This window comes from Bradyrhizobium sp. SZCCHNPS1003, from assembly GCF_032381555.1.
GTDB lineage: Bacteria > Pseudomonadota > Alphaproteobacteria > Rhizobiales > Xanthobacteraceae > Bradyrhizobium.
Map to the genome: position 1 here is coordinate 14,816 of NZ_JAUHIU010000034.1, position 24,779 is coordinate 39,594.

The following is a 24,779-nucleotide window of genomic DNA, read 5'->3' on the forward strand; positions in this document are numbered from 1 at the left end:
TCTGACGTCACCGGTCATCATCTGCTTTCGGACCCGAATAGGCGTTTAAGCTGTCTCGTTTGGAAACGCTGCGAGCGACGCGTTCCTTCTCACCTCGCCTGCAACTATGCAAATCCATTTCATCGACAGCATCAGGACGGCACCGCTAGAGTTTCTATATTGCTCAGCCTGTTCACCTCACTTCAGAGAGCTGCAGCGCTCGAACGGATATCACCATGTCAGATCCCCTCGCCGTCATCAGTCTTCAACAGGATACCCCAGAGCTCGCCCGCGCCTATGAGCAGCTTGGCGTCATCCAGTTCAACCATGGCAAGCTGCTGCTCGAACCGCTGGCGCTGATAGCGGGCGAGCGGGTGCTCGACGTCGGCACCGGAACCGGCCGTCTTGCCGAGTTCGCGGCCCATCTGGTCGGCCCCAAGGGTCACGTCGTCGGCGTCGATCCGCTGGAGAGCCGCATCGCCATCGCGCGCCTGCGCCAATCGACCAACCTGGTCTTCGACACCGGCCGCGCCGAGGATCTCTCCCGCTTCTCCGCCGGCGAGTTCGACATCATCTACTTCAACAGCGTGCTGCACTGGATCGCCGACAAGCGGACGGTTCTGGCCGAGGCCGAACGGGTGCTGCGGCCGGGCGGCCGCATCGGCCTCACGATTCAGGATACGACGGCTCCGCATGAATCCCGCCGGCTGCTGCGGCGCGCGGTGGCAGAGGTCGGCCTCGACGCCGGACGACTGACCGCTCATGGCGTTCATGCCGCGACGGACGACGAGCTGCGCGCGCTGTTCGACCGGACGGGATTCGTCGACTATCGCAGCGAGCTGCGGACCCTGGTCGAGACACATGGCAGTGCCGATGAGCTGCTCGGCTGGTCCGAGAGCAGCGCGTTCGGCAATTTCCTGGACGGCTTCTCCTATGCCGAAGGCAAGCAGATCCGCGCCGCTTTTGCCAAGCTGGTGGAGGCGCATCGGACTCCCGAAGGCCTGAAGCTGGCCCGCTACCTGCGCTACGCCTTCGCACGCAAGCCCGAATAGTCGAACCACGTCACGAACACCGTCATTCCGGGGCATTCGGCAATGGGCAGACGCGCAGCGGCTGACCGTTGGCGAATGAACCCGGAATCTCGAGATGGTTTGATGCAAGACAAGGTCGAGATTCCGGGTTCAATGCCTGCGGCCTTGCCCCGGAATGACGGTGGAACTGACGCTCCAGAAATAGCCGATGAGAATAGCAGTTGACTCAGCGGAACTGCGGCCCGCGCTCGTCACGGGCCACCTCTCGCATTCTGATAACAGACGTTATGCAGCCCGATTGACCGGCTTCGGCGCCTTGACCCGGGTCACGCTCTTGCGGCCGTCGACACCGACCGGAATGTCGCCATCGATGGTCGCGCGCCGCACGATGCGGTGCTGATCGCCATAGTCGTTGACGGCGATGTGCTGGGTCGCGCGGTTGTCCCAGATTGCGATGTCGCCCTGCTTCCAGCGCCAGCGCACGGTGTTCTCCGGTGCCGTGATGTAGGACTGGAACAGGTCGAACAGCTTCTGGCCGTCAGCCTTGCGGATGCCGACAAAGCGCTGGACGAAATTGCCGAGCAGCAGCGTGCGCTCGCCGGTCTCCGGATGCACGCGCACCACCGGGTGCTCGGTCTCATAGACCGTGCCGGTGAACACCTCCTCGAAATGCTTGCGGTCGGCCTCGGTCGCCCGGCTCCGGGTCGCGGCATAGTCGTAGGCGTTGCTGTGCACGGCCCACAGCTCATCGGCCAGACGCTGCAGCGGCGCGGGGAGGTCCTGATAGGCGGCAGCCGTGTTCGACCAGATCGTGTCGCCGCCGAATTCGGGGATCACGACCCCGCGCAGCACGGCCGCCTTGGGATAGGCATCGACGAAGGTCACATCGGTGTGCCAGGAATCGGCGCGGCCGCCGCCGCGGCCCGAATCCAGCTCCAGGATCGACGCCGTGCCCTTGATGGCGCCGACGGTCGGATGCGGGACGAGATCGCCGAGCCGCTTGGCAAAGCGCTCCTGCTCGGCATCGTCGAGATGGTCCTGGCCGCGGAAAAAGACGACGCGATGCTGCAGCAGGAGATCGTTGATCTCCTTGACGAGCGCATCAGGCAGATCGCCCGACAATTTCACATTGCGGATCTCGGCGCCGATCCGGGCCGACAGCCTGGAAACGTCGGATGCCTGGATCGACCGCCCTGCGGTCGGACTTGATTGCGGAACTGAGTGGACGCTGGCCATGGCAGGCTCCCGATGCGTTTCTGGTGTGTTACGTCGCTGGTTGTTGCGCCGCCAATTGCGGAGGCCGGTCAGCGACGTCAGACGAAAGCTATACGCAAGCCCGCAGAATTGGCTTTCAAACTTGTCAGTTGCAAAGAAAGAGACAATTGCCGCGCGGTGCCTGAGTTAGAACAACACACGCCTTCACTCAGGTTGTCGCGATCCTGAGCTGGATCTTCCACCCTTGCTCAGACATTCCGCCACCGCACCAGCCAATGCTCGATCGCGCTGGCACTGCGATCCACGATGAAGCCGACCAGGCCGACGACGACGATACCGAGCATCACCAGCGCCATTTCGAAGCGCTCGCGCCCTGAAATGATCAGGCCGCCGATGCCGGGCCCGGCGGCCATGAAATACTCGGCGCCGATGGTCGCCAGCCACGCATAGATCAGGCCGAGATGCAGTCCCGTCAGCACCGATGGCGTCGCCGCCGGCAGATACAGCGACCACACCAGCTGTAGCCGGCTGAACCGGAAGACCTCGCCGACCTCCCTGAGCTTGACCGCGGTGGAGCGGACACCCTCGACGGTGTTGAGGATGACGGGAATGGAGGCGGCCAGCGCGATGAATACGATCTTGGCGGCCTCGTCGAAGCCGAACCAGAGCGAGATCAGCGGAATCCAGGCCAACAGCGCGATCTGCTTGAGGCCGTTGAACCAGGTCGTGAAGATGCGGTCGGCGATGCTGGAGAGGCCGAGCAACAGGCCGACGAGAATGCCGATGTCGGCGCCGAGCGCAAAGCCGAGCAGATCTCGCTTCAGGCTCGCCGCCAGCGCGTACGGCAGCTCGCCGCTCGCGACCTCCTGCCATGCGACCCGAGCCACCTTTTCAAGCGGCGGCAGGAATTGCGGATTGACGAAGCCGGAATGGCTGCCGACCTCCCAGGCGACGAGCAGCAGCAGCGGCAGCACGAGCCCGCGCCGCAAGACGGTCGTGGCCGATGACGCCGCGATGTTCTCAGACGCCATCGGTGCGCCACCGCTGCAGCCGCGCCTCGACGCTCGCCAGCAGCTTGTCGCTAGCGAAGCCGATCACGCCGATCACGATCATCGCCACCAGCACCGTGTCGAGCCAGAACATCTGCCGGCCCCAGACCAGGAGATAGCCGAGCCCTTCCGACGAGGCGAGCAGTTCGACGCTGACCAGCGCGATCCAGGCATGCGTCAGCCCGTAGCGCAGGCCGGTGAAGATCGGCGGCACCGCGCCGGGCAGCACGACATGGCGCAGCATCTGCAGCGGCGAGAACCCGAAGGTCTCGCCGACCTCGACCAGCGCGCGCGGCGCATTGGCGATCCCGGCGCTGGTGTTCATCGCGACCGGCACGAACGCCGCCTTGGCGATGACCACGATCTTCAACGTCTCGCCGATGCCGAGCAGCAGCATCGCCAGCGGGATCCATGCGAGTGCAGGCACCTGCGCGATCGCGGTGAACAGCGGGCGGACGTGATCGTCGACCCGCCGCGACAGTCCCATCGCCGCGCCGAGCACCAGCCCCGCCCCGGCACCGACCGCAAAGCTCAGGAGCACACGCAGCAGGCTGATGCCGGCATGCTGCGCCAGCTCGCCGCTCGCGAGCATCTCGTTGAAGGCATGCAGCACGTCGGCCGGCCGCGGCAGGATCTGCTCGGCCAGCCAGCCGCGCTCGCTGCCGATGATCCAGACCGGGAGCGCGACGGCCGGGAAAATCAGCAGCCACGCCGCGGCCTTTGCGCGCACGACCAGAACCGAGACCAGCGCATGGGCCGGCCATTCGCGCCACACACGCGCGCCGAGCGCGCGCCTTGAGCTCAAACTTGGGCTCAGATCAGTCTCGAGAACCGCATCGCTCATGCATCGCTCCGGCTGCCTTGGCTCGCCCTGGGATCAGTTGCGCCGTCATGCTCGAGCGTGCGCAGCACCTCGTTGCGGAGCCGGACCAGGTCGTCGTCGCTGCGCGCGCGTGGCCGGGCCGCCGCGACATCGAAGATGCGCGAGATGCGGCCGGGGCGCGGGGCGAGGACGACGACGCGGTCGCCGAGAAACACGGCTTCGTCGACGTCGTGGGTCACGAGGATCATGGTGATCTTCTCATGCGCCCAGATGCGCTGCAGCTCGGTCTGCAGCCGGGCCCGCGTCAGCGCGTCGAGCGCGCCGAACGGCTCGTCGAGCAGCAGCAGCCGCGGCCGGTTGACCAGACCGCGCGCGATCGCTGCGCGCTGCGCCATCCCGCCCGACAGCTGATGCGGATAGGCGTCGGCAAAGCCGTCGAGGCCGACCAGCGCGATATGCGCTGCGACCGCCTCGCGCTTGTCAGCCTCGCTGATTGGCGCATTCTTCAGACCGAGCGCGATGTTCTGGCGGACCGTGGCCCAGGGAAACAGCCGCGGTTCCTGGAACACGATGCCGCGTTCCAGGCTCGTGCCGGTGACGGGTTCGCCACCCTGCACGATGCTGCCCTTGTAGTCGCGATCGAGCCCGGCGACCAGGCGCAGCAAGGTGGACTTGCCGCAGCCGCTGGGGCCAAGGAGCGCCACGAACTCGCCTGGCGTGACGGTCAGTGAGACGTCGTCGAGGGCCGCGATCGGCGCGCCATTGACGGTGAAGCTCTTCGAGACGCCGCGCACCTCCAGCCGGCCGCGGGCGGTTGCGGCCGGCGTCTCAGCGCGATCTGCCCGCTCAACCGCGAGGCTCATTGACCCGCCGCCACCGGCTTGCCGTCGGCCCCGAATTCCTGCCAGTAGCCGGCCAGCCCCTGCTCCTTCAGCGCCTTGTCGAGGAAGCTGCGGTCGAACCAGCCGTCGATCTCGACGCTGCGGCGGAGCAGGCCGAACTCCTTGGCCTGCTTCGCCTGAACACGATAGCTCTCGATGATCGAGGCGTCGATGATCGGCGTGTTGCGGTATTTCAGCTCCTGATCCTTGAAGTCGAACCGATAGCCCGACGCCGGGAAACCAGAGCGCGCCGAGATCTCGAAGAACGCCTCGCGATTGGCCTCGTCCGACGACCAGCGCGCCGCGCGCACGATCGCCGAGACGATCTTCTGCGTCACGTCGGGATGGGCCGCAATAAACGCCTCCTGCCCGATCAAGCTCGAGTGCCGCTCATAGGCCGGGTTGTCGCCCTTGGTCGTGTAGATGATCTCGGCGATGTTCTTCTCGGCGAGGCTCGCGAGCGGGAAGTTGCCGAAGGCCGCATCGATGTCGCGCGACGTCAGGGCGGCGTTGGTCGTCGCCGTGTCCATGTTGATGACCTGGACGTCCTTCTCCTGCAGGCCGTAGCCCGCCAGCACCTTCACCGCGGCGAGATGGTTGTTGGTGCCGCGGAAGATCGACACCTTTCGGCCCTTGAGATCGGCGACCTTGCGGATCGGCGAGTCCTTGGGGACAGCGAGGTAGATCGGAGCATGCGCGCCGGCGGCCAGCAGGATCTTCGTCTTCAGCCCGTTGGCGCGGCCGATGACCTGGGGCAGATCGCCCTGCAGAGCGAAATCGAGCTGATCGTTGGCGAAGGCCTCGTTGACCGCGGGACCCGCGCCCTTGAAGAACGACCATTCGACCTTGACGTCCGGCAGATCACGCAGCTCCCGCTCGAGATAGCGCTCGGAATGAGCAATCGCAGCGGACGAGCCGCCGGAGAACTGCCGGTTGTCGGCGCCGACCGAGGCGAAGCCGATCCGCACCGTCAGCGGCTCGGCGGCGGCCGCGGCCTGGCCGAGCAGTCCGAGACTCAGCGCCGCCAAAAGCCCGATCGAGAATTGCCTGCGCGTCGACATCATGTCTCCTGTCCTTCTGCTGATCTGGCGTGCCTCGGCAAGGCATCGAGAGGGATGGCTTCGTCTCCCACGGAGAGAACCGACAAGTTCCCACTCGATGCCGAGCCGCTGGGATCACGACGCCTTGGTGTCGAAGCCGGCCGGGATGAAGGCCGGCAGCTTCTCCTCGATGAACTGCTTGACCTCGGGCGACTTGAAGACCTCGATGAAGGCCTTCAGCTTCGGATTGTCCTTCTTGTCGGCCCGCGCGGTGAAGCGCAGCACCAGGCCGTCGTCGATGGTCCGGTCGATGATCAGCGCCGATTTCGGATCGCCGCCAGCCGGGATCAGATAGGTGATGTTCACCAGCCCCAGCGTGACGTCATCGAGCGAGCGGTAGGTCTGCGCCGGATCGAGCTCGACGATCTTCAGGTTCTTTGGGTTCTCGATGATGTCGAACTTGGAGACCGAGAAGCCCTTGCCGGGCGTCAGCTTGATCAGACCGGCGCGCTCCAGCAGGATCAGCCCGCGCGCGCCATTGAGCGGCTCATTGGGAATGGCGACGGAATCGCCGTCCTTCACCTCATCGAGCTTCTTGATCTTCCTGGAAAACAGCCCGACCGGCGCGATCACGCCGACCTTGTCGACCTGGACCAGATTGTATCCGCGCTGCTTGTTCTGCAGTCCGAGATAGGTGGCGTGCTGAAACAGATTGGCGTCGACGTCGCCCGAATTCACGACCTCGTTGATCGCGACCCAGTCCGACAGCTCGACTACCTTGACGTCCTGCCCCTTCTCCTTGGCAAGCTTGGCGGCAAACCCGACCAGCTGGCCGATCGGACCGGCGCTGGTCGAGATCTTCAACGGCTTGTCGGCGCGACTACCGACGGAGAGGCCCGACACCAGGCCCATGACCAGCATCACGCGCAACAGCATCTTCATCAACATCAAATCCTTGTTTTCATAGTCCATCACTATCGAGCTGAGAATGATGTGCAGCGGCGCCGCCGCTGTCGAGCGCCCGCGAGAAAAAACGATGCACGTCCTGTGGCCGTGCCTCGTGGGGTTCGTTTCTTTCCCGTTCACGCCGCCGAAGCATGCGTTTGTTGTCCAGCTCAGAGTTGCTCCGGAGGATGACCGGTGCGCCGTGTTGCGCGCGAGGCAGCGCAACTGCCCGGAAGACCCGTTAGAATCGTCACAGACGGCAGTGAAACGATATCGCTCCGACATGTCGCGACAGAACGATTGATCCGCCGTGCTACTCAAATGAAAACAACGTGCTCCGGCCGAGCTGCTATCGTCGAATCCGATCGCCAGCGCTATCCGCTGGACGATTCAGTTCCGATCACGATTCTCGAAAATCGAACGATGACCAGACCGCGCGAGCTCAGGATCAACGCCTTCAACATGATGGCCCCGAGCCACAATTGGGGCGGGCTGTGGTCACACCCGCGCGATCAGTCCATCAACTACAACACGCTCGACTACTGGGTCGACTATGCCAGGACGGCCGAACGCGGCCTGTTGGACGGCATCTTCCTCGCCGAGGTGTTCGGCGTCTACGACGTGTACGGCAACAGCGCTGACACCGCCTTGGCGCAAGCGATCCAGTTGCCCAATGCCGAGCCGACCTTGCTGGTCTCGGCGATGGCGCTCGTCACCCGGCATCTCGGCTTCGGCATCACCGCCAACCTCACCTATGAGCACCCCTATCAGTTCGCACGGCGCTTCTCGACGCTCGATCATCTGAGCAGCGGCCGGATCGGCTGGAACATCGTCACCGGCTATCTCGACAGCGGCGCGCGCGGCATGGGCCTGCCGAAAAATCACGCCCATGACGACCGCTACGATGCGGCCGAGGATTTCCTTGCCGCGGTCTACAAGCTCTGGGAGGGCAGCTGGCAGCCCGGCGCGGTTCATCGTGATCGCGCCACAGGCCTGTTCACCGATCCGTCCAAGGTGCATCGGGTCCAGCATCAAGCCGCCCATTTCAAGGTCGACGGCATTCATCTCGCCGAGCCCTCGCCGCAGCGCACGCCCCTGCTCTACCAAGCGGGCACGTCGAAGCGCGGCCGCGTCTTCGCCGCCCGCCATGCCGAGGCCATTTTCCTGAACGGTCAGACCCGGCCGGTGCTGGCGCGCGCGGTGCGCGAGATCCGGGAGGCGGCGAAAGACGCAGGCCGCGATCCCTACGACATCCGCCTGTTCGCCGGCGCGACCGTCATCGTGGCGCCGACGCAGGCCGAGGCCAACGACCTGCTCGCGGACTACGCCGCGCATGTCGACCAGGCCGGACAGCTTGCGCTGCTCTCAGGCTGGGCGGGCATCGATTTCTCGACCTACAATCCGGACGACCCGATCCGATATGTCGAAAGCAACGCCATCCAGTCGATGGTCGAGAATTTTACCGTGCGCAGCGAACGGCCGGTCCGCATCGGCGATCTCGCCGCCTTGAGCCGCGCCGGTGCCCGCTCACCCTTCGTCGTCGGCTCGCCGCAGGACGTCGCCGACGAGCTGATCGCCTGGGCCGACGAGACCGACGTCGACGGCTTCAACCTGCTCCGCCTGGTGGCGCCGGAATCCCTCGAAGCCTTCGTCGACCTGGTGGTACCGGAGCTGCAGTCGCGCGGTGTCTACAAGACCGCCTATCGCGACGGGACATTGCGGGAGAAGCTGTTTCCCGGCCGCGGGCCTCTCCTGCATGCAACGCATCCTGGCGCGCGCCATCGCGATCCTGCTCTCCTGCGGCAACTCACGCCGGAAAGGACCGACGCGGCGGAGTGACCGGGGATCAGCTCGACGAGCCGCTCTCACCTCCGATCGCTGTCACGATCGGTCGCTACGTCGCTTCAACCGGCGGAACGGACAACGACGGACTTGATCTTTTCCATGGCGAACCGCGACGTCACATTCTTCAAGGCGACGGAGCCGATGAGCTTCTTGTAGAACAGGATCATAGCTCTGCATGTCAGCAACGACCACGCGCAGCATGTAATCGACGTCGCCCGCCATGCGATAGAACGGCGACGGCTGCGGCATCGAGCGGCGCGCCGTCGGAGAACGTCACGCCCTTGCGCAGCTTGAAGACATAGTCCGTCCGCTCCGCGTTGAAGGTCCAGCTCTCGGCCAGCCAAGGCTCGATCTTCAGCGTCTTAGGATTCTGATAGGTCAGCTTGTCGGTGATCTGATTGAGCACGCCGGCATTGGGGTAGAAGCCGCCGGCCGGCGGATACAGATTGGTGTGGGCCTGCTGCTCGAGATAGACCAACCGTCCACCGGTGATGGGTGCGGTCCCCTGCGCACCGGCGGCTCTGACACCACTGCCGAGCGACACGCTCGCGGCCAGCGACGCGGTGCCTGCGAGAAACGCACGCCGGGACGGAGCCGGGGTTCGCAGACCATCCGACATGATCAATCTCCTGAACTGGTGAGCCGCATCGTTCCGAGCTATGCCGGACGGCTGCTAACGAAGATTTTTCCCGCAACTTATGCAAGGAAACGCGAAGTTTGCTGGCAATTTGGCAAGCTGAAATGGAATGAAGCAGTCGCCGATAAGGATCGAAGGAGAATGTTCCTCACTTCGACCTTCTCCGGGACGGACGCCGAGATTGTCCGGGCATGTGAACTCCATCTCGTCGGCGCATAGGCGATGAGGCTCGCACCGGGGAGATGAGACCATTGCAGGCGGTCCCTACCCCGCTGTGCCGATCCGGTACTGGCCGGGCGGCGGCGTGCCGTTGACGGCGAAGTCGCCGACGATGCGGTCGCGATAGACCCGCGGATTGTGCGAGATGATGGTCCGCGCGTTGCGCCAGTAGCGGTCGAGCGCGAGCGGCTTCGCGGCCGAGGAGGCGCCGAGCGCGTCGAACAGGATGGTGGTCGCCTGCAGCACCAGGTCGGAGACGACGGTGACCGACTGGTCGAGCTCGATCTCCGCAATTGCGATGGCGCTGGCGGCACGCTCGTCGTCCCCGGTCAGATGCGCCTCATAGGCGCGCTGCAAGGCCTCGGCGACCTTGAGCACGATCAGACCGGCCGCATAGGCATTGCCGCGAACACGCCCGACGATCTGCAGGATCTGCGGATCTGCCGAGACAGTCGGCGCATTGCCGTGGCTGAAGACGCGCTTACGCTCGCGGACCAGGCGGGCGACGTCGCCGGCCGCGGCGCGGCCGATGCCGGCCAAGGTCGCGAGATGCACCAGCTGGTAGAACCGATTGGAGTATTTGAAGCGCTCGCTGACCGGAACGATCTGGTCCAGCTCGATCGGCGCATCGGTGAAGATCGCAGTGCCGCTCGCGGTGGTTGCCTGGCCGAACCCGTTCCAGTCGTCCAGCACTTCGACGCCGCCACCGTGGCGCGACACGACGACGCCAACCGGATCGCCGTTCTCGAGCTGCGCGGCGACATTGATCCAGTCGGCGAACAGCGTGCCCGTCGTGTAGTATTTGCGGCCGTTGAGGACATCGCGTCCATTCTTCTTCGAGATCACGGTCGAGAAGGCGCTCAGGCTGGCATCGCCGATCTCGGTATGACCGTTGCCGAAGAACGTCTTTTCGGCGAGGCGGCCGAGCCACAGCGCGCGGCGCTGCGAATTGCGCGAGTTCAGGACATCCTCGGTGAAACCGAAATGCGCGCGCACCGCGTTGGTGACGTTGGAATCGCCCTCGGACAGCTCGATCAGCAGGTTGAACAGCTCCGGCAAGGTCGCACCGCCGCCGCCGAACTCCGTGGGCACACGGACCGCGGTGAAGCCCGCCGCCCTTAACGCCTTGATCTCGTCATAGGGAAGCTTCCGCTCGAGATCCCGCTCCACGGCGCTCGCCCGGATCTTCTGAAACAGCGGCCGGAACGGCTCGGCCAGTTGCTCGTAGCGCGCGCTGGGGACACTGCCCCAGCCGAGTTCGATCTGCGTCATGCTCGTTCTCCTCTGTCGGGCTCAGCGCTGCGCCACCGCGGCCGCGTTGAAGTCGCGATTGAACTCCACGGCAACATTGATGGCCTTCGGAATGACGCCGGACGTCAGCAATACCTCGGCGATACGCTGCTCGCGCGCGACAAGCGCATCGTCGAACGCCACGAACGAGGATTGCTGAAAAGCCGCGACGAATTTCGCGCGCTGCGGCGTCTGCTTCAGCTTCTCGACGAAGATCGCCTCGATCTCCGCCTTGTGGTCCGGATACCAGGCCCAGTAGGTCCTGAGCCGGGTCAGGAAGTCCGCAATCTGCGCCTTCTTCGCCGGATCGCGCAGCACGTCGCCGCGGGCGGTGAAGACGTTGAGGGCGGGAATGTCGAGCTCGTCGCTGTTGACGAGAATCTTCGCCTTGCCGGCCTCGATCGCATCGATCACGCCCAGCGTCGAGCCGGAGAAGATGTCGACCTTGCCCGAGTTGAAGGCGGCAGCGCTCGTGGTGGTGTCCTGCAGGCGGACCGCCTCGATGTCCTTCTCGGTCAGTCTGGCCTTCACCAGCGACAGCACATATTGCAGATAGTTATAGCCGCCGAAATTATGCGACCAGGAATGCCCCTTCGCATCGGCCAGCGTCTCGACGCCGGAGCCGGCCCGCGCCACGGTGACGATCGGCGGGTATTTCTTGTCGGCGGTGCGCCAGCCGGCCACGATCTGTAGCGGGACGTTGGCCGCGGTCCATTCCTCCTTGGCCTTGCCCTGCTCGATGATCAGCGACGTGTCGCCCATGTGCCCGATATCGATCGCCTTCGAATACAGCGCTGAGAGCTGCGCCGCCGGACCGGTCAGCGTGACCCATTGCACCTCGTAGGGCGCGCCATCGAGCACTTTCGACGCGGCGACCGTCTCCGGCAGGGTCTGATCCTGAAAGCCGACCAGCAGCAGCGGCTTGGCGCCTTCGGCAACGGCCGCTGTCGCAAAGCCCATCGCCAGCACGACTGCTGCGACCAGCGATGTGCGGAGACCTGTCGAGAGAGCTATCTTCATCATCATCCTCTTGAGCGTGTCAGATCGGCGTCGCGTCGATCGCAACGTCGAGTTCGGCCAGCAGCCGCTGGCGCAGCAGTTCGATAGGACGATCGGTGCGCGCCCGCGGCCGCGGCGTGTCGATGTGTTCATCGAGGCGCACGCGGCCGCCATTGAGGACCACGACCCGATCGGCGAGGGCGAGCGCTTCGTCGATGTCGTGCGTCACCAGCACCACGCCGGGGGAATGCCGCCGCACCAGCTCATGCACCAGGCCCTGCATGCGAATCCGGGTCAGCGCATCGAGCGCGGCGAACGGCTCGTCGAGCAGCAGCAGGTCTGGCTCCTGCACCAGCGCCCGCGCGAGCGCGACGCGCTGCGCCTCGCCGCCGGAGAGCGTGCGCGGCCAGGCATCGGCATGGCTGGCCAGACCGACCTCGGCGAGCGCCGTCGCCGCAAGCTGGCGGGTCGCGGCATTGCGCGGGTGACCGAGGACGACGTTGCGCCAGACCTTCAACGCCGGCACCAGCCGCGGCTCCTGAAACACGACGGAGCGCGCGGCGGCCACGGCGACCTCGCCCGCGTCGGCGCGGTCCAGCGCGGCGAGGATGCGCAGCAGCGTCGTCTTGCCGGTGCCGGATGGCCCCAGCAGGGCAACGAACTCGCCCTTGCGCACGGAGAGATCGACGCCGTCGAGCACGGCGCGGCCGGCGAAGCTGCGCCGAACGCCGCGCAGCCGCACGGTCTCGGGACCGAAGTCGTTGTCGACGGCGCCCTGCCCGGTCTCGAACGCGACCGGTGAGATCGTGCGCACGCTGGCCAGATCATGCAAAGACAAGCGAGGCCCTCCATGGCAGCGCTACGCGTTCGACCCAGCGCATCACGAGATCGATCACGATGCCGAGCAGCGCATAGACGATGATGCCGGCGATGATCACGTCGGTGCGCTGGTTCTGGTTGGCGTTGTTGAGGATGTAGCCGATGCCGGAGCGGGCATTGATCTGCTCGGCGGCGACCAGCGCCAGCAGCGACACACCGGCGGAGAAACGGATGCCGACCAGGATCGACGGCAGCGCGGTCGGTAGGATTACCCGCAGCGCGATCTGCCGCGGATCGAGGCCGAACACCTTGCCGGCCTCGATCAGCTTGGGATCGACGCCGCGCACGCCGGCATAGGTGTTGAGGTAGACGGGGAAGATCGTCGCGCCATAGATCAGCGCGATCTTGGCGGTCTCGCCGATGCCGAACCAGATGATGAAGAGCGGAATCATCGCGATGAACGGGATCGTGCGCAGCATCTGCAGCGGTGCATCGAACAGCTCCTCGCCGAGCCGCCAGAGTCCGGCGAACAAGCCGAGCGCCAGACCGGTGCCAGCCCCCAGCGCCAGCCCGCTGAGCGCGCGGCGGAGCGAGGCCGGAATGGCCGCCTGCAGCTCACCCGTCGTGATCAGCTCCGCGAATGCTTCGAGGACCGTCAGCGGCGACGGCAAGACGGAGGGCTCGACCATGCCGAAACCGGACACCGCCTGCCACACCGCCAAGAGCGAGACCGGCACCAGCGCCCTGAGTGCATCGCGGCCGCTCGCAATCCATGAGCGTCTGCCGATCGCGGGATCACCGGCACCGAGATCGACGAGATGCACACGCGCCGCAGCGTCACGCGGCTCGTGGCCAGCGACGTCGACGGCGGCCATGGGCGATCCCGCCAGACTCATGGAAAGACCTTGAACGACAGATCGGGATCACGCTCGATTTGCGCCAGCAGGCCGATCTCCCAATCGAGATAGGCCTTGAAGGCGGCAAGCCTGTCGCCGGACTGCTGATAAGGGGAACGCCAGACGTCGTCGGCGTCATGGATGAGTGCGGTCTCGCCCGTCTCCAGCGGAAGGCCTGCCGCGCGCCACGCCTGCGTGCCGCCAGCCAGCACACGAACGGATCGTCCGGTCCGCGGCGCAAGCTCCGCGGCGGCAAAGGCTGCGAGGATGCCATCGGCGGACGTCAGCACGATTGCAGAACCACCCTCGATGTCGCGCGAAACATCGAGCCTGGCGCGGACGGCGAATCTTGCGCCGGGAATGTGGCCGGACGCATAGGCGAGGCTGGTGTCGAGATCGATCACGGTGACCGCGCCCGCGTCGAGCTCGTGCTTCAGCGCGGCAGGCGCGATCGTTTCCACCGAAGGCGGCGCGCGCAGCAAGGGCGGACGATCCGGCCCGGCCAACCGTCCCTCACCGGTCTGCCGCACCGCCAGCGCGTGCACCTCGCCCCAGCCGAGCTGCACCAGCCAGCTCGCGGTGATCGCGGCGCGCACGCCCACCTCGTCGTCGACGACGACGATGCGGGCGTTGCGCGCACCGACCCAGCGGTCGACGCCCTGGACCAGTTGGCCGCCCTCGGCCCAATGCGCGTCAGGCAGATGGCCGGCCTCGAACTCGGCCTTGCTGCGGACATCGTAGACGTAGAGCGAACGCTGCTCAGCTTCGCTGCGGAAGCGATCCAGCGCCGCCTCGTCGATCCACGACAGCGCGAAGCGGTGTGACAGCTGCGCGACCGCGGCCTTCGCCTGCGCCAATGCGGCATTGCTGGGCGGCTGGAGCTCCGCCTGCCGGCCGTGCTCGAGGCTCCAGCCGTTGGCCAGCCAGGCCATCGTGCCGTTCTCGAGCGCCACCACCTTATTGGGCAGGCCGGCATTGATCAGCGCCTGCGCGCCGATGATCGACCGCGTCCGGCCGGCGCAATTGACGACCACGAGATCATCAGGCGATGTGATCAGATCGTGGGCGCGCAGCGGCAGCTCGGCATTGGGCACCGCATGGGCCCCGGGCACCGAGAAATTCTCGAACTCCTGCAGCGTACGGCCGTCGAGCACGACGATGCGCTCGCCGGCATCGACACGCCCCTTGAACTCCTCAGCCGAAATGTGCGGCGTACCGTAGGCGTGCTCGACGAATTCGCCGAAGGCCTTCGAATAGGCGCCGGAGCCGGTATAGACCTCGCGGCCCGAGGCGGCCCAGGCGGCTACACCGCCACTCAGCAGCGACACGTCCACGAAGCCCAGCTCCGCGAGCTTCGCGGCCGCACGCGCGGCAAGGTCGCCCGGCCCGCTATCGGTCACGACGATCGGCACCGCTCGTCGCTTGAGCAGGCTGCCGGCGCGGAGCTCGAGCCGGCTCAGCGGCAGCGGGACCGAGAAGATGATATGGCCGTCTCCGGCAATCCCCCCCTCCTCCCGGACATCGACGAGCGCCAGCTCGGCATTCTCATGCAGGCGGGCCGCAAGGGCATCGACATCGATGCTCGGAAAGCGCGACGGCGCGATCGATACGAGTGGTGCGTTCATCGCAATGTCTCCAGACCCTCCACGACTGAGATTACGGCCGCAGCGCCGCGACATTGGTCGGCGAGCCGAAGCGCGTCTCGCCCGGTGCGGCACGACGCACGGGGCGAGCAAGCCCGAGATGGTCGCGCAGCGTCGCGCCCTCATAGTGCTCGCGGAAGATGCCCTTGCGCCGCAGCAGCGGCACCACCTGCTCCGCAAACGCATCGAAGCCGGAGGCGATCACGTCCGGCATGACGTTGAACCCGTCGACGAAGCCCGTGGCGAACCAGTCCGCGATGCCGTCGGCAATCTGCTCGGGCGTGCCGACCACGATGCGATGGCTGGTGCCGCCGCCCTGCGCGCGGATCAGCTGGCGCACGGTCAGATTGCCGCGCTGGGCCGTCGCGACAGCGCCCTTGAAGAAGGTCTGGATGCCGTCGGCCGCCAACGGCAAGGGTGGCAACGGCTTGTCGAGTTCGAGACTCTCAGGGGGAACGCCGAGCGTGCCGGCAAGCCGCCGCAGACCATATTCGAATGGCAACAGCTCCCACAGCTCCTGCTCGCGCTGCCTCGCCTCGGCCTCGGTGCCGCCGATCACGGTGACGAGCCCCGGGAAGATCAGGATATCGGAGGCGCGCCGGCCATGCGCGACCGTCCGCGCGCGCAGATCGTTGCTGTACTCCTCGGCCTCATCGAGGGTGAGCGCCACGGAGAAGACGGCGTCCGCATAGCGCGCCGCAAGGTCGCGCCCGGCGTCGGAGCCGCCGGCCTGCACCACGATTGGCCGCCCCTGCGGTGAGCGCGGCACGTTGAGCGGTCCCGCGACGGAAAAGTGCTTGCCGCGATGATTGATCGCGTGGACCCGCGATGGATCGGTGAGCCGCCCGGCCGCCTTGTCGCCCAGCACGGCGTCATCGTCCCAGCTGTCCCAGAGTGCCCCGACCACCTCGGTGAACTCGGCACCTCTTTCGTACCGCGCGTCGTGCGCCGGACGCACATCCGCACCGAAATTGCGTCCCGCGGCCGGATCAGCCGTGGTCACGACGTTGAGGCCGGCGCGGCCGCGGCTGACATGATCGAGCGACGCCCAGCGGCGGGCGATGTTATATGGCTCGTTATAGGACGAGGATGCGGTGCCGATCAGCCCGACATGCGTGGTCGCCGCGGCGATGGCGGTGAGCACGATGCTCGGCTCGAGCGACTGGAACGATCGGAATTCAGGACTGTCCGACAGCGACGGAAAATCCGCCAGGAACACCGCATCGAACGTCGCGCGCTCGGCGAGCTTCGCAGTGCGGACCCAATAGTCGATGTCGAAGAAGCCTGTGGGATCGGACGCCGGCCAGCGCCAGGCGGCGCCGAACGTGCCGGCGTTGAGAAAGTTGAGATTCAGATGAAGCTGTCTCGCCATGCGCACCTCCCCGACATCGACTGCGGCCGACCCAACCGTTACATTCGACGCGCGATCAGAACGCCGGAATCTGTCCCGGCAGCCGGTCCTTGATCAGCTGGCGGATGGTGTCGTTCTGGAAGGCGCGGACCAGCGTCGGCACCCACGGTGCATCCTTGTCGCGCTCGCGCACCGCAATGAAGTTGCTGTAGGGATTTTCGGCAGGCGATTCGATCGCGATCGAATCCTTGCCCGGAATGAGACCGGCCGGCACCGCGTAGTTGGTGTTGACCACCGCGGCATCGAGATCGCCGAGACTGCGCGGCAGCTGCGCGGCATCGATCTCGCGGAACTGCAGCTTGCGCGGATTGTCGACCACGTCGAGCACAGTCGGCAGCAGGCCGGCGCCCTCTTTGAATTTGATCAGCCTCTCGGCCTGCAATAGCAGCAGCGCCCGGCCGCCATTCGAGGGATCGTTCGGAATCCCGATCGCAGCGCCCTGCTTAATCTCGTCGACCGATTTCACCTTTTTCGAGTACAGCCCGATCGGTGCGATGATCGTAGTGCCGACCGGCACGATCTTGTAGCCGCGCGTCTTGATCTGGTTGTCGAGGAACGGCCGATGCTGGAACGCATTGGCGTCGAGATCGCCTGAGTCGAGCGCCGCATTCGGCAGCAGATAGTCGTTGAAGACGACGACGGACACGTAGAGCCCGTCCTTGGCTGCGATCTCCTTCACCTTCGCCCAGAGAATCTCGGCATCGCCGCCGGAGATTCCAACCTTGATCTTCTGATCGGCAAACGCCGGTACAGCAAACAGCACAAGTCCGGCGAGGATCGAAAGCAGCGTACGTTTCATGTCGCTTGGTCTCCAACAGATCGCATTGAACGACGCTGATAGTGGAGACGAAAGCCTGCGCTGACAATGAAACGCGCAACCAAAGTTGGCTACGACCAGGGAAGGATCGTTTCTCGCGCACGAAGAGCGTGGTGTGCTTCTTTCTCTGCAGCCCGTTCGCACCTCAAGAGAGTGATGGAAGCGGATACTCAACGTGAAAAATTCCAGCGCATTCTCGACTCTTCTCAGAAGCAGAGCGATCCAGTGACGATTGATGCGTTGAGCTGCCGTCTGGTTGGGTGCAGGATGGGCACTCGGGCGAGACTGGACCGCCGCGCGCTGCAGGGGCACCTTTCATGCTCACCGTTTGGGGACGGAAGACCTCTTCGAATGTCCAGGCGCTGATGTGGTGCATCGGCGAGCTCGGGCTCACATATCGGCGACATGACGTCGGCCATCGCTACGGCGGAACCGACACGCCGGAATTCCTGACCATGAATCCCAATGGCACGATCCCCGTGCTGGTCGACGAGGACGATCGGCCGATCTGGGAAACGGGAGCGATCCTGCGCTATCTCGCCGCCCGGTACGGCAGCCCGTCATTCTGGCCGGCCGTCCCGGCAGATCGCGCCAAGATCGACATGTGGGCCGAGTGGGCTAGACTCAACATCGCCCTCGCGTTCACCGGACCGGTCTTCGGCGCTACAGTACGGACCGCGCCATCAGACATCGACTGGCCTGTGGTGCGCCGCGCGATCGGAGATCTGTCGCGTGCGCTCGATATCGCAGAGGCCCGGCTGGCGCGGAGCGATTTCCTGTGCGGCGATGTGATCACGCTGGCAGATATCCAGTTCGGACACATCCTGTTTTGCTATTTCGATATCGGCATCGAACGCCGCCCTCATCCCTCCATCCATGCCTATTACGAGCGACTGTCACAGCGGCCCGCATTTCGCGAGCACGTCATGGTATGCTATGATGAGTTGCGAGCCTTCGTGAGGCCGATCTATCTGTCCAGCCGCTACTCCGCCGCAACAGCCGCACGCACCTGACGCTGGGGCCGGCGCAGGCCGAGATGATCGCGCAGGGTGCGGCCTTCATACTCCTCGCGGAACAGGCCACGACGGCGCAGCTCCGGCACGACCAAGCGAATGAAGTCTTCGAGGCCCGTCGGCAGGGTCGGCGCCATGATGTTGAAACCGTCGGCGCCGTAATTCTCGAAGCGCTCCTCGAGCTGATCGGCGATCTGGCTCGGCGTGCCCACCACCTGCCAGTGCCCCCGGGCGCCAGCGATGCGCAGATAGAGGTCGCGCAGCGACAGGCCCTCGCGGCGCGCGAGGTCGACCAGCAGGGCCTGCCGGCTCTTGCCGCCCTCGGTCTCCTTCAAGGCCGGCACCGGCTCGTTGGGATCGGCGCTCAGGATCTCCGTCGTGCCGAGGAAGGTCGCGAGCAGGTCGAGGCCGACCTCGGGCGAGATCAGCGATTGCAGATAGTCGAACTTTTCCTTGGCTTCGCTCTCGGTTTCCGCGACCACCGGAAACACGCCCGGCAGAATCTTGAGGTCGTCGGGCTCGCGGCCGAACTTGGCCAGCCGGCCTTTGACGTCGGCATAGAACGCGACGGCATCGGCGAGCGTCTGCTGCGCGGTGAAGATCGCTTCCGCCGTCCGCGCCGCCAGCGCCTTGCCGGGCTCGCTCGACCCGGCCTGCACGACGACCGGCCGGCCCTGCGGCGACGGCGGAATGTTGAGCGGCCCCCTCACCTTGAAATGCCGTCCGCGGTGGTCGAGGACATGCAGCTTGGCTGCGTCGAAATAGACGCCGTCGGCGCGGTCGCGCAGGAAGGCGTCGTCGTCCCAGCTGTCCCAGAGCCCGTTGACGACATCGGCGAACTCCTCGGCGCGCGCATAGCGACCCGCATGCGGGATGAGGCCGTCATGATTGAAGTTCAGCGCGGCCGAGGCATCCGTCGAGGTCACGAGATTCCACCCGGCCCGCCCACCGCTCAGCCGGTCGAGCGAGGCGAATTGCCGGGCCACGTTGAACGGTTCGTTGTAGCTGGTCGACACGGTCGCCACGAGACCGATCCGCGACGTCACGGCCGACAACGCCGACAGCAGGGTCAGCGGCTCGAACGGATACACGCCAGTATGCGCCTTGCGGCTCGCCGCATTGAGCAGATCGATCTTGACGCCGACCTGATCAGCCAGGAACACCGCGTCGAACTTGGCGTCCTCGGCGAGCTTCGCGAACTGCACGAAGTCCTGCAGCGTCTGGCTGTCGGAGGCATCCTTGGTGCGCCACGCCGCGACGTGATGGCCCGTGAACAGAAGAAATGCACCGAGCGAAAGCTTGTCTTTGCGGCGAGCCATCCGGAGTCTCCGAGACGAGGTTGAAATGGTCAGTTCAGGTTGAGGAATTGATCACAGAGATCGGCGGAGCTGCCATTCAGGCTCTTTGCGCCGCGCATCGCCTGGCAACTGGAACGTCAGATGCGCCATGATACGCACGGGCTTCAGAGAATTTGCTTTTTTTGTTGGTGAAGCGCACGCGTGAACACGTTCGCTGTAGCCAGTTTTCACAGCCGTAATCTTTTCATTATCGATCTAAGCTCCAAAGTGGATTGATTTGGCAGATGTTCGATGGATTACTCGTGCAACCGACTGTCAGACGACGTGAAGTGATGATCGTTGAGCACCGCGATATTGTAGCCCTTCTCGGACCGATCACCACCTATCGGCGCCTCAAGCGGATCGCGTCGTGCTCAAAAATCAGATGGAGCGTCATTCACTCTCGACACTCAAGCGTCGGCGTGGGGGTGAACGAAATAATGCGAATGCACGAGATTGTCCGAGGGACGACATGTCGTACGTGACCCGTCTTGCCAAGGTGCTGCGGCGCACGACGTTGCAGGCGGTGCCGACCGTCATCGGCATCGTCATCCTCAACTTCCTGCTGCTGCAGCTGGCGCCGGGCGATGCCGCCGACGTGCTCGCCGGCGAGTCGGGATCCGCGACCATGGAGACGGTCGCAGCCCTGCGTGCCCGGTTCGGGCTGGATCAGCCCGTGCTGGTCCAGCTGATTGCCTATCTCGACAATCTCGCCCATTTCAGCCTCGGCTTCTCGCCGCGCTACAATCTGCCGGTCTCCGACATCATCGCGCAGCGGCTGCCGGGCACGGTCATCCTGATGCTGACCGCGCTCACGCTCGCGCTCGCCGGCGGCATCGCGCTCGGCACCGTGATGGCGACCTACGCCGGGCGCTGGCCGGATCGGCTGATCTCGGTCGGGATCACGCTGTTCTACTCGATCCCCGGCTTCTGGATCGGGCTGATGCTGATCCTCGTGTTCTCGGTCAAGCTCGGCTGGCTGCCGAGCGGCGGCTCCGGCACGATCGGCGCCAACATCAGCGGCTTCGAGGCCGTCATCGATCGGGCGCGCTACATGGTGCTCCCCGCGCTGTCGCTCGCGCTGTTCTACATCGCGATCTATTCGCGCCTGACGCGCGCGGCGATGCTCGATGCGCAGACCCAGGACTATGTGCGGACTGCCGCGGCCAAGGGCCTGTCGCCGTTCGCGATCACCTTCGGCCACGTGCTGCGCAACGCGCTGCTGCCGGTGACGACGGTGGCCGGCATGCATCTCGGCGGTCTGCTCGGCGGCGCCGTCGTCGTCGAGACGGTCTACAGCTGGCCCGGGCTCGGCCGCCTCGCCTTCGAGGCGGTCATGAGCCGCGATTTCAGCGTGCTGCTCGGCATTCTCCTGCTCTCGTCCCTGCTCGTGATCATCGCCAATGTGACGGTCGATCTCGTGCAGGCCTGGCTTGACCCACGTATCGAGACCCGCTGATGCTCCAGATCAACACGCGCACGACCCTTCTTCAGCCGGAAGCCGACACGCCGCCGATTGCCGTCTCGGCCGAAGTCAGCCCGTTGTCCTGGCCCAACCTGCACGCCGCCGACACCCATGTGATCAGTGCGACCAGCCACAATGTTCGCCGCCTGACCGTGCTCCGTCTGGTGCGCAATCCGTCGGTGGCAGCGGGCGGCGCGCTGCTGTCGCTGATCATCATTGCCGCAGCGCTGGCGCCCTGGCTGTATCCTGGCGATCCCCTGTCGATGGTGGCGCGGCCGCTGCTGTGGCCCGGCCAGACCACGGCGTTTCCGTTCGGCACCGACTCGCTCGGCCGCGACGTCGCCGCCGGCCTGTTCCATGGCGCGCGGGTGTCACTGCTGATCGGCGTCGTCGCCACCTCGATCGGCGTCAGCGTCGGGATCCTGGTCGGCGCCACCGCAGGGTATCGCGGCGGCTGGATCGACGATGTGCTGGTCCGCGTGATCGAGCTGTTCCAGACCGTGCCGAGCTTCATCCTGCTGGTCGTGCTGGTCGCGATCGCGCAGCCGTCGATCCTGACCGTGACCTGGGCGATCGGTCTCGTCACCTGGCCGACCATCGCGCGTCTCGTGCGGGCCGAATTCCGCGTGCTGCGCGAGAAGGATTTCGTGATGGCCGCGCGCAGCCTCGGCTTCGGCCATGGCCGCATCGTGATCCGCGAGATCCTGCCGAACGCCCTGCCGGCGATCATCGTCACGGCGTCCGTCATGGTCGCGACCGCGATCCTGATGGAGGCCGCGCTGTCGTTCCTCGGTCTCGGCGATCCCAACGTCGTCAGCTGGGGCAGCATGATCGGCTCCGGGCGCGAGCTGATCCGCACCGCCTGGTATCTGACCGCCCTGCCCGGCGTGGTGATCGTCCTGACCGTGCTGTCGCTGAACCTGATCGGCGATGGCCTGACCGACGTGCTCAATCCGCGCACCAGCGTGAAGCGCTGACCATGGCCACCCTGCTGGACACCGAAGGGCTGACAATCCGCTTTCCCAACGCGACGCCGGTCAAGGACCTCAGCTTTGAGGTCGCCGAGGCGGAGACGCTTGCGATCGTCGGCGAATCCGGCTCGGGCAAGTCGCTGACCGCGCTCGCCCTGATGCGGCTGCTGCCGAAGACGGCGCGCATCACTGACGGATCGATCCGCTTCGCCGGCGAGGATCTCGTCACCGTGCCGGAGCCCGCGATGCGCGAGCGCCGCGGCCGCGACATCGCGATGATCTTCCAGGAACCGATGACCTCGCTCAATCCGGTGCTCACGATCGGGCGCCAGATCGTCGAGGTACTGCGGCTGCATCGCGGGCTGACGCGCGCCCAGGCGCGGCGCGAGGCGCGCGACCTGCTCGATCTCGTCCGCATTCCCGATCCCGACCGCTGCCTCGACGACTATCCGCACCGGCTCTCCGGCGGCATGCGCCAGCGCGTGATGATCGCGATCGCAGTGGCCTGCCGGCCAAAGCTCCTGATCGCGGACGAGCCGACCACCGCGCTCGACGTCACCATCCAGGCGCAGGTGCTGGAGCTGCTCGACCGTCTCAGGCGCGAATTGTCGCTGGCGCTGCTGCTGATCACCCATGATCTCGGCGTCGTCGGCCAATGGGCAGACCGCGTCGTCGTGATGTATGCGGGACGCAAGGTCGAGGAGGCACGGCCCGAGCCGCTGTTCAACGATCCCTTGCATCCCTACACCCAAGGGCTGCTCGCAGCCTCGCCGCGCCTGCACGACGACCTGCATTATCGCAACAGCCGGCTGTCGGAAATTCCCGGCAGCATCAGCTCCGCGGTGCTGGAAAAAGGCTGCCCGTTCGTGCCGCGCTGCCCGTCGCGCCGCGACGTCTGCCGCACTGCCTTCCCGGATCAGCAACTGGCCGGCTTCGGCCGCAGCGTCGCCTGCCATGCCGTGACGCCGCCGATTGCAACAGGACCATCGCTTCATGACGCTGCTGTCCGTCTCTGACCTCACCACCACCTACACGTCAGGCCGCAGCGCCGTGCATGCCGTCGACGGCGTGTCGCTGGAGATCGCGCGCGGCGAGACCATCGGCCTGGTCGGCGAATCCGGCTGCGGCAAGTCCACTTTGGGCAAGACGATCCTGCGGCTGGTCGAGCCGTCGGGCGGCCGCATCCTGTTCGACGGCGAGGACCTCACGTCGCTGCCGGAACGGGCGCTGCGCAGCCGGCGTAAGCGGATGCAGATGGTGTTCCAGGATCCGTTCGCCTCGCTCAATCCGCGCCAGACCATCGGCGAGATCCTGAGTGCGCCGCTCGCGGTCCACGGTATCACAACGCGCGCCGAGCGGCAGCGCCGCGTCGACGACATCCTGGCGCGCGTCGGCCTGCCGCCGGACAGCGCCGGCCGCTATCCGCACGAATTCTCCGGCGGCCAGCGCCAGCGCATCGGCATCGCCCGCGCGCTGATCCTGGGACCGGACCTCATCATCTGCGACGAGCCGGTGTCGGCGCTCGATCTCTCGGTGCAGGCGCAGATCCTCAATCTGCTCGCCGAGCTGAAGCAAAGCCTCAATCTGTCGCTGCTCTTCATCTCGCACGACCTGTCCGTCGTCCGCTATCTCTCCGACCGCGTGCTGGTGATGTATCTCGGCCGCATCGTCGAGAGCGGCAGCCATGCGCAGATCTGGCACCGGCCGCTGCATCCCTACACCAAGGCGCTGATCGACGCGGTGCCCGACCCGACGCGCCGCCGCTACGCCGCGCCGCTGCCGGGCGACCTGCCCGATCCGTGCAGTGTCGGTGGCGGCTGCCGCTTCCAGCCGCGCTGTCCGATCGCGACCGAGATCTGCCGGACGCAGGACCCGGCGCTGCGCGCCGCCGCAGCCGGACATCACGTCGCCTGCCATCATGCGGAGCCGGCACTGCACTCCTGACTGACTCTGCTCGTACTCCGTCACAAGGAGCAGATCCGCCGCGGTCCTCGCCGTCATTCCGGGGCAATCGCCAGTGCAAAGCCGCGAAGCGGCGGCGCGTTGGCGATTGAACCCGGAATCTCGAGCTTGTTGGACATGAACGCAAGACAATCTCGAGATTCCGGGTTCAAGGCCTGCGGCCTTGCCCCGGAATGACAGTGGGCGAAATGAACAGTGCCTTCTAAGCGAACATCGACCAGTACATCGGCGAAGTTCTGATGCCCTGTGCAACGACATCGTGCGGCAACCTTTCTCCACGCTTCAAACAGCAGGCATGGCTTCGCGATCTCGCGGCGATCTCCGCCCAAGTTTTGTCTGAGTGAACCTCTCCTTGAGAAGAAGAGGCGCAGGGAAGACCGGGTATCGACTGATACCCGCGGTCCGCGTGCAACAAAAAGCACGCGGCAGAACCACAGGTTCAGCCCAATATCCGGCCTTCCCTGCGCGACGGTTTGAACGGGTTATAGGCGC

Annotated in this window: 22 protein-coding genes and 2 pseudogenes; 7 read left to right on the plus strand and 17 right to left on the minus strand. The window is 65.6% G+C overall.

Going from position 1 to position 24,779, the window contains the following annotated elements:
- Positions 1–215: 215 nt before the first annotated feature.
- Positions 216–1,031 carry a class I SAM-dependent methyltransferase gene (locus tag QX126_RS32675; RefSeq protein ID WP_315777369.1) on the plus strand — a complete coding sequence of 272 codons (816 nt, stop codon included), beginning with the start codon at positions 216–218 and terminating at the stop codon, positions 1,029–1,031.
- Between the two features lie 264 nt (positions 1,032–1,295).
- Here the strand turns inward: QX126_RS32675 and QX126_RS32680 are convergent, their stop codons facing one another.
- The 6 genes from QX126_RS32680 to QX126_RS32705 form a co-directional block, all read right to left on the minus strand.
- Positions 1,296–2,246, minus strand: a complete 951-nt coding sequence (locus tag QX126_RS32680) for a TauD/TfdA family dioxygenase (RefSeq protein ID WP_315786616.1) — start codon at positions 2,244–2,246, stop codon at positions 1,296–1,298.
- A gap of 227 nt (positions 2,247–2,473) precedes the next feature.
- The gene (locus QX126_RS32685) at positions 2,474–3,256 is read right to left on the minus strand and encodes an ABC transporter permease (RefSeq protein ID WP_315786619.1); all 783 of its coding nucleotides are present in this window, start codon (positions 3,254–3,256) and stop codon (positions 2,474–2,476) included.
- A complete protein-coding gene (locus tag QX126_RS32690) occupies positions 3,246–4,118 on the minus strand; it encodes an ABC transporter permease (RefSeq protein WP_315777366.1) in 873 nt (290 codons plus the stop codon). The genes QX126_RS32685 and QX126_RS32690 overlap by 11 nt, the downstream gene beginning before the upstream one ends.
- Positions 4,115–4,960 (minus strand): ABC transporter ATP-binding protein, encoded by an 846-nt coding sequence (locus QX126_RS32695; protein ID WP_315777365.1) that lies wholly within the window; start codon positions 4,958–4,960, stop codon positions 4,115–4,117. Before QX126_RS32695 ends, QX126_RS32690 begins: the two co-directional genes overlap by 4 nt.
- Positions 4,957–6,042, minus strand: coding sequence for an ABC transporter substrate-binding protein (locus QX126_RS32700; protein ID WP_315786623.1), 1,086 nt, complete (start codon positions 6,040–6,042; stop codon positions 4,957–4,959). The genes QX126_RS32695 and QX126_RS32700 overlap by 4 nt, the downstream gene beginning before the upstream one ends.
- Positions 6,043–6,153: 111 nt before the next feature.
- Positions 6,154–6,960, minus strand: a complete 807-nt coding sequence (locus QX126_RS32705) for a MetQ/NlpA family ABC transporter substrate-binding protein (RefSeq protein WP_315786625.1) — start codon at positions 6,958–6,960, stop codon at positions 6,154–6,156.
- Positions 6,961–7,386: 426 nt separating this feature from the next.
- Between QX126_RS32705 and QX126_RS32710 the strand changes: the two genes are divergently transcribed.
- The gene (locus tag QX126_RS32710) at positions 7,387–8,802 is read left to right on the plus strand and encodes an LLM class flavin-dependent oxidoreductase (RefSeq protein WP_315786628.1); all 1,416 of its coding nucleotides are present in this window, start codon (positions 7,387–7,389) and stop codon (positions 8,800–8,802) included.
- A gap of 65 nt (positions 8,803–8,867) precedes the next feature.
- Here QX126_RS32710 and QX126_RS32715 read toward each other — a convergent pair.
- The 9 genes and pseudogenes from QX126_RS32715 to QX126_RS32755 form a co-directional block, all read right to left on the minus strand.
- Positions 8,868–9,048, minus strand: a pseudogene (locus QX126_RS32715) (Lrp/AsnC ligand binding domain-containing protein); the annotation flags it as partial.
- A pseudogene (locus QX126_RS32720) lies at positions 9,041–9,427 on the minus strand (ABC transporter substrate-binding protein); the annotation flags it as partial. The pseudogenes QX126_RS32715 and QX126_RS32720, both read right to left, overlap by 8 nt.
- Positions 9,428–9,709: 282 nt before the next feature.
- On the minus strand, positions 9,710–10,936 hold the full coding sequence (locus QX126_RS32725) for an acyl-CoA dehydrogenase family protein (protein ID WP_315786631.1): 1,227 nt from the start codon (positions 10,934–10,936) through the stop codon (positions 9,710–9,712).
- Positions 10,937–10,957: 21 nt separating this feature from the next.
- The gene (locus tag QX126_RS32730; protein WP_315786635.1) at positions 10,958–11,974 is read right to left on the minus strand and encodes a hypothetical protein; all 1,017 of its coding nucleotides are present in this window, start codon (positions 11,972–11,974) and stop codon (positions 10,958–10,960) included.
- Positions 11,975–11,993: 19 nt separating this feature from the next.
- The gene (locus QX126_RS32735) at positions 11,994–12,695 is read right to left on the minus strand and encodes an ABC transporter ATP-binding protein (protein WP_315786670.1); all 702 of its coding nucleotides are present in this window, start codon (positions 12,693–12,695) and stop codon (positions 11,994–11,996) included.
- 82 nt (positions 12,696–12,777) lie between these two features.
- On the minus strand, positions 12,778–13,647 hold the full coding sequence (locus QX126_RS32740; protein ID WP_315786638.1) for an ABC transporter permease: 870 nt from the start codon (positions 13,645–13,647) through the stop codon (positions 12,778–12,780).
- 17 nt (positions 13,648–13,664) lie between these two features.
- Positions 13,665–15,293, minus strand: coding sequence for a rhodanese-like domain-containing protein (locus QX126_RS32745; RefSeq protein WP_315786641.1), 1,629 nt, complete (start codon positions 15,291–15,293; stop codon positions 13,665–13,667).
- Positions 15,294–15,324: 31 nt separating this feature from the next.
- Positions 15,325–16,683 (minus strand): LLM class flavin-dependent oxidoreductase, encoded by a 1,359-nt coding sequence (locus QX126_RS32750; RefSeq protein WP_315786644.1) that lies wholly within the window; start codon positions 16,681–16,683, stop codon positions 15,325–15,327.
- Between the two features lie 55 nt (positions 16,684–16,738).
- Positions 16,739–17,521, minus strand: a complete 783-nt coding sequence (locus QX126_RS32755) for a MetQ/NlpA family ABC transporter substrate-binding protein (protein WP_315786647.1) — start codon at positions 17,519–17,521, stop codon at positions 16,739–16,741.
- A gap of 335 nt (positions 17,522–17,856) precedes the next feature.
- Between QX126_RS32755 and QX126_RS32760 the strand changes: the two genes are divergently transcribed.
- The gene (locus QX126_RS32760) at positions 17,857–18,552 is read left to right on the plus strand and encodes a glutathione S-transferase family protein (protein WP_315786650.1); all 696 of its coding nucleotides are present in this window, start codon (positions 17,857–17,859) and stop codon (positions 18,550–18,552) included.
- On the opposite strand, the gene QX126_RS32765 is transcribed toward QX126_RS32760, so the two are convergent.
- Complete coding sequence (locus tag QX126_RS32765) at positions 18,522–19,871, minus strand: LLM class flavin-dependent oxidoreductase (protein ID WP_315786652.1); 1,350 nt, start codon at positions 19,869–19,871, stop codon at positions 18,522–18,524. The genes QX126_RS32760 and QX126_RS32765 overlap by 31 nt on opposite strands.
- A 490-nt stretch (positions 19,872–20,361) precedes the next feature.
- Between QX126_RS32765 and QX126_RS32770 the strand changes: the two genes are divergently transcribed.
- The 4 genes from QX126_RS32770 to QX126_RS32785 are packed head-to-tail and all read left to right on the plus strand — an operon-like array spanning position 20,362 to position 24,269.
- On the plus strand, positions 20,362–21,348 hold the full coding sequence (locus QX126_RS32770; RefSeq protein ID WP_315786655.1) for an ABC transporter permease: 987 nt from the start codon (positions 20,362–20,364) through the stop codon (positions 21,346–21,348).
- A complete protein-coding gene (locus tag QX126_RS32775; RefSeq protein WP_315786658.1) occupies positions 21,348–22,331 on the plus strand; it encodes an ABC transporter permease in 984 nt (327 codons plus the stop codon). Before QX126_RS32770 ends, QX126_RS32775 begins: the two co-directional genes overlap by 1 nt.
- Before the next feature lie 2 nt (positions 22,332–22,333).
- On the plus strand, positions 22,334–23,341 hold the full coding sequence (locus QX126_RS32780; protein WP_315786661.1) for an ABC transporter ATP-binding protein: 1,008 nt from the start codon (positions 22,334–22,336) through the stop codon (positions 23,339–23,341).
- Entirely contained in the window at positions 23,319–24,269 is a 951-nt protein-coding gene (locus QX126_RS32785) for an oligopeptide/dipeptide ABC transporter ATP-binding protein (protein ID WP_315786664.1), read from the plus strand. The genes QX126_RS32780 and QX126_RS32785 overlap by 23 nt, the downstream gene beginning before the upstream one ends.
- A 53-nt stretch (positions 24,270–24,322) precedes the next feature.
- On the opposite strand, the gene QX126_RS32790 is transcribed toward QX126_RS32785, so the two are convergent.
- Complete coding sequence (locus tag QX126_RS32790; RefSeq protein WP_315786667.1) at positions 24,323–24,616, minus strand: hypothetical protein; 294 nt, start codon at positions 24,614–24,616, stop codon at positions 24,323–24,325.
- Positions 24,617–24,779: the final 163 nt, after the last annotated feature.

What these genes read in the sequence shown, in the direction of transcription:
- QX126_RS32765 (WP_315786652.1), bottom strand. Translation starts at nt 19,871, where the DNA reads ATGGCTCGCCGCAAAGACAAGCTTTCGCTCGGTGCATTTCTTCTGTTC.
- QX126_RS32770 (WP_315786655.1), top strand. Translation starts at nt 20,362, where the DNA reads ATGTCGTACGTGACCCGTCTTGCCAAGGTGCTGCGGCGCACGACGTTG.
- QX126_RS32695 (WP_315777365.1), bottom strand. Translation starts at nt 4,960, where the DNA reads ATGAGCCTCGCGGTTGAGCGGGCAGATCGCGCTGAGACGCCGGCCGCA.
- QX126_RS32675 (WP_315777369.1), top strand. Translation starts at nt 216, where the DNA reads ATGTCAGATCCCCTCGCCGTCATCAGTCTTCAACAGGATACCCCAGAG.
- QX126_RS32740 (WP_315786638.1), bottom strand. Translation starts at nt 13,647, where the DNA reads ATGGCCGCCGTCGACGTCGCTGGCCACGAGCCGCGTGACGCTGCGGCG.
- QX126_RS32730 (WP_315786635.1), bottom strand. Translation starts at nt 11,974, where the DNA reads ATGAAGATAGCTCTCTCGACAGGTCTCCGCACATCGCTGGTCGCAGCA.
- QX126_RS32700 (WP_315786623.1), bottom strand. Translation starts at nt 6,042, where the DNA reads ATGATGTCGACGCGCAGGCAATTCTCGATCGGGCTTTTGGCGGCGCTG.
- QX126_RS32755 (WP_315786647.1), bottom strand. Translation starts at nt 17,521, where the DNA reads ATGAAACGTACGCTGCTTTCGATCCTCGCCGGACTTGTGCTGTTTGCT.
- QX126_RS32750 (WP_315786644.1), bottom strand. Translation starts at nt 16,683, where the DNA reads ATGGCGAGACAGCTTCATCTGAATCTCAACTTTCTCAACGCCGGCACG.
- QX126_RS32780 (WP_315786661.1), top strand. Translation starts at nt 22,334, where the DNA reads ATGGCCACCCTGCTGGACACCGAAGGGCTGACAATCCGCTTTCCCAAC.
- QX126_RS32680 (WP_315786616.1), bottom strand. Translation starts at nt 2,246, where the DNA reads ATGGCCAGCGTCCACTCAGTTCCGCAATCAAGTCCGACCGCAGGGCGG.
- QX126_RS32690 (WP_315777366.1), bottom strand. Translation starts at nt 4,118, where the DNA reads ATGAGCGATGCGGTTCTCGAGACTGATCTGAGCCCAAGTTTGAGCTCA.
- QX126_RS32775 (WP_315786658.1), top strand. Translation starts at nt 21,348, where the DNA reads ATGCTCCAGATCAACACGCGCACGACCCTTCTTCAGCCGGAAGCCGAC.
- QX126_RS32760 (WP_315786650.1), top strand. Translation starts at nt 17,857, where the DNA reads ATGCTCACCGTTTGGGGACGGAAGACCTCTTCGAATGTCCAGGCGCTG.
- QX126_RS32685 (WP_315786619.1), bottom strand. Translation starts at nt 3,256, where the DNA reads ATGGCGTCTGAGAACATCGCGGCGTCATCGGCCACGACCGTCTTGCGG.
- QX126_RS32785 (WP_315786664.1), top strand. Translation starts at nt 23,319, where the DNA reads ATGACGCTGCTGTCCGTCTCTGACCTCACCACCACCTACACGTCAGGC.
- QX126_RS32710 (WP_315786628.1), top strand. Translation starts at nt 7,387, where the DNA reads ATGACCAGACCGCGCGAGCTCAGGATCAACGCCTTCAACATGATGGCC.
- QX126_RS32705 (WP_315786625.1), bottom strand. Translation starts at nt 6,960, where the DNA reads ATGAAGATGCTGTTGCGCGTGATGCTGGTCATGGGCCTGGTGTCGGGC.
- QX126_RS32745 (WP_315786641.1), bottom strand. Translation starts at nt 15,293, where the DNA reads ATGAACGCACCACTCGTATCGATCGCGCCGTCGCGCTTTCCGAGCATC.
- QX126_RS32725 (WP_315786631.1), bottom strand. Translation starts at nt 10,936, where the DNA reads ATGACGCAGATCGAACTCGGCTGGGGCAGTGTCCCCAGCGCGCGCTAC.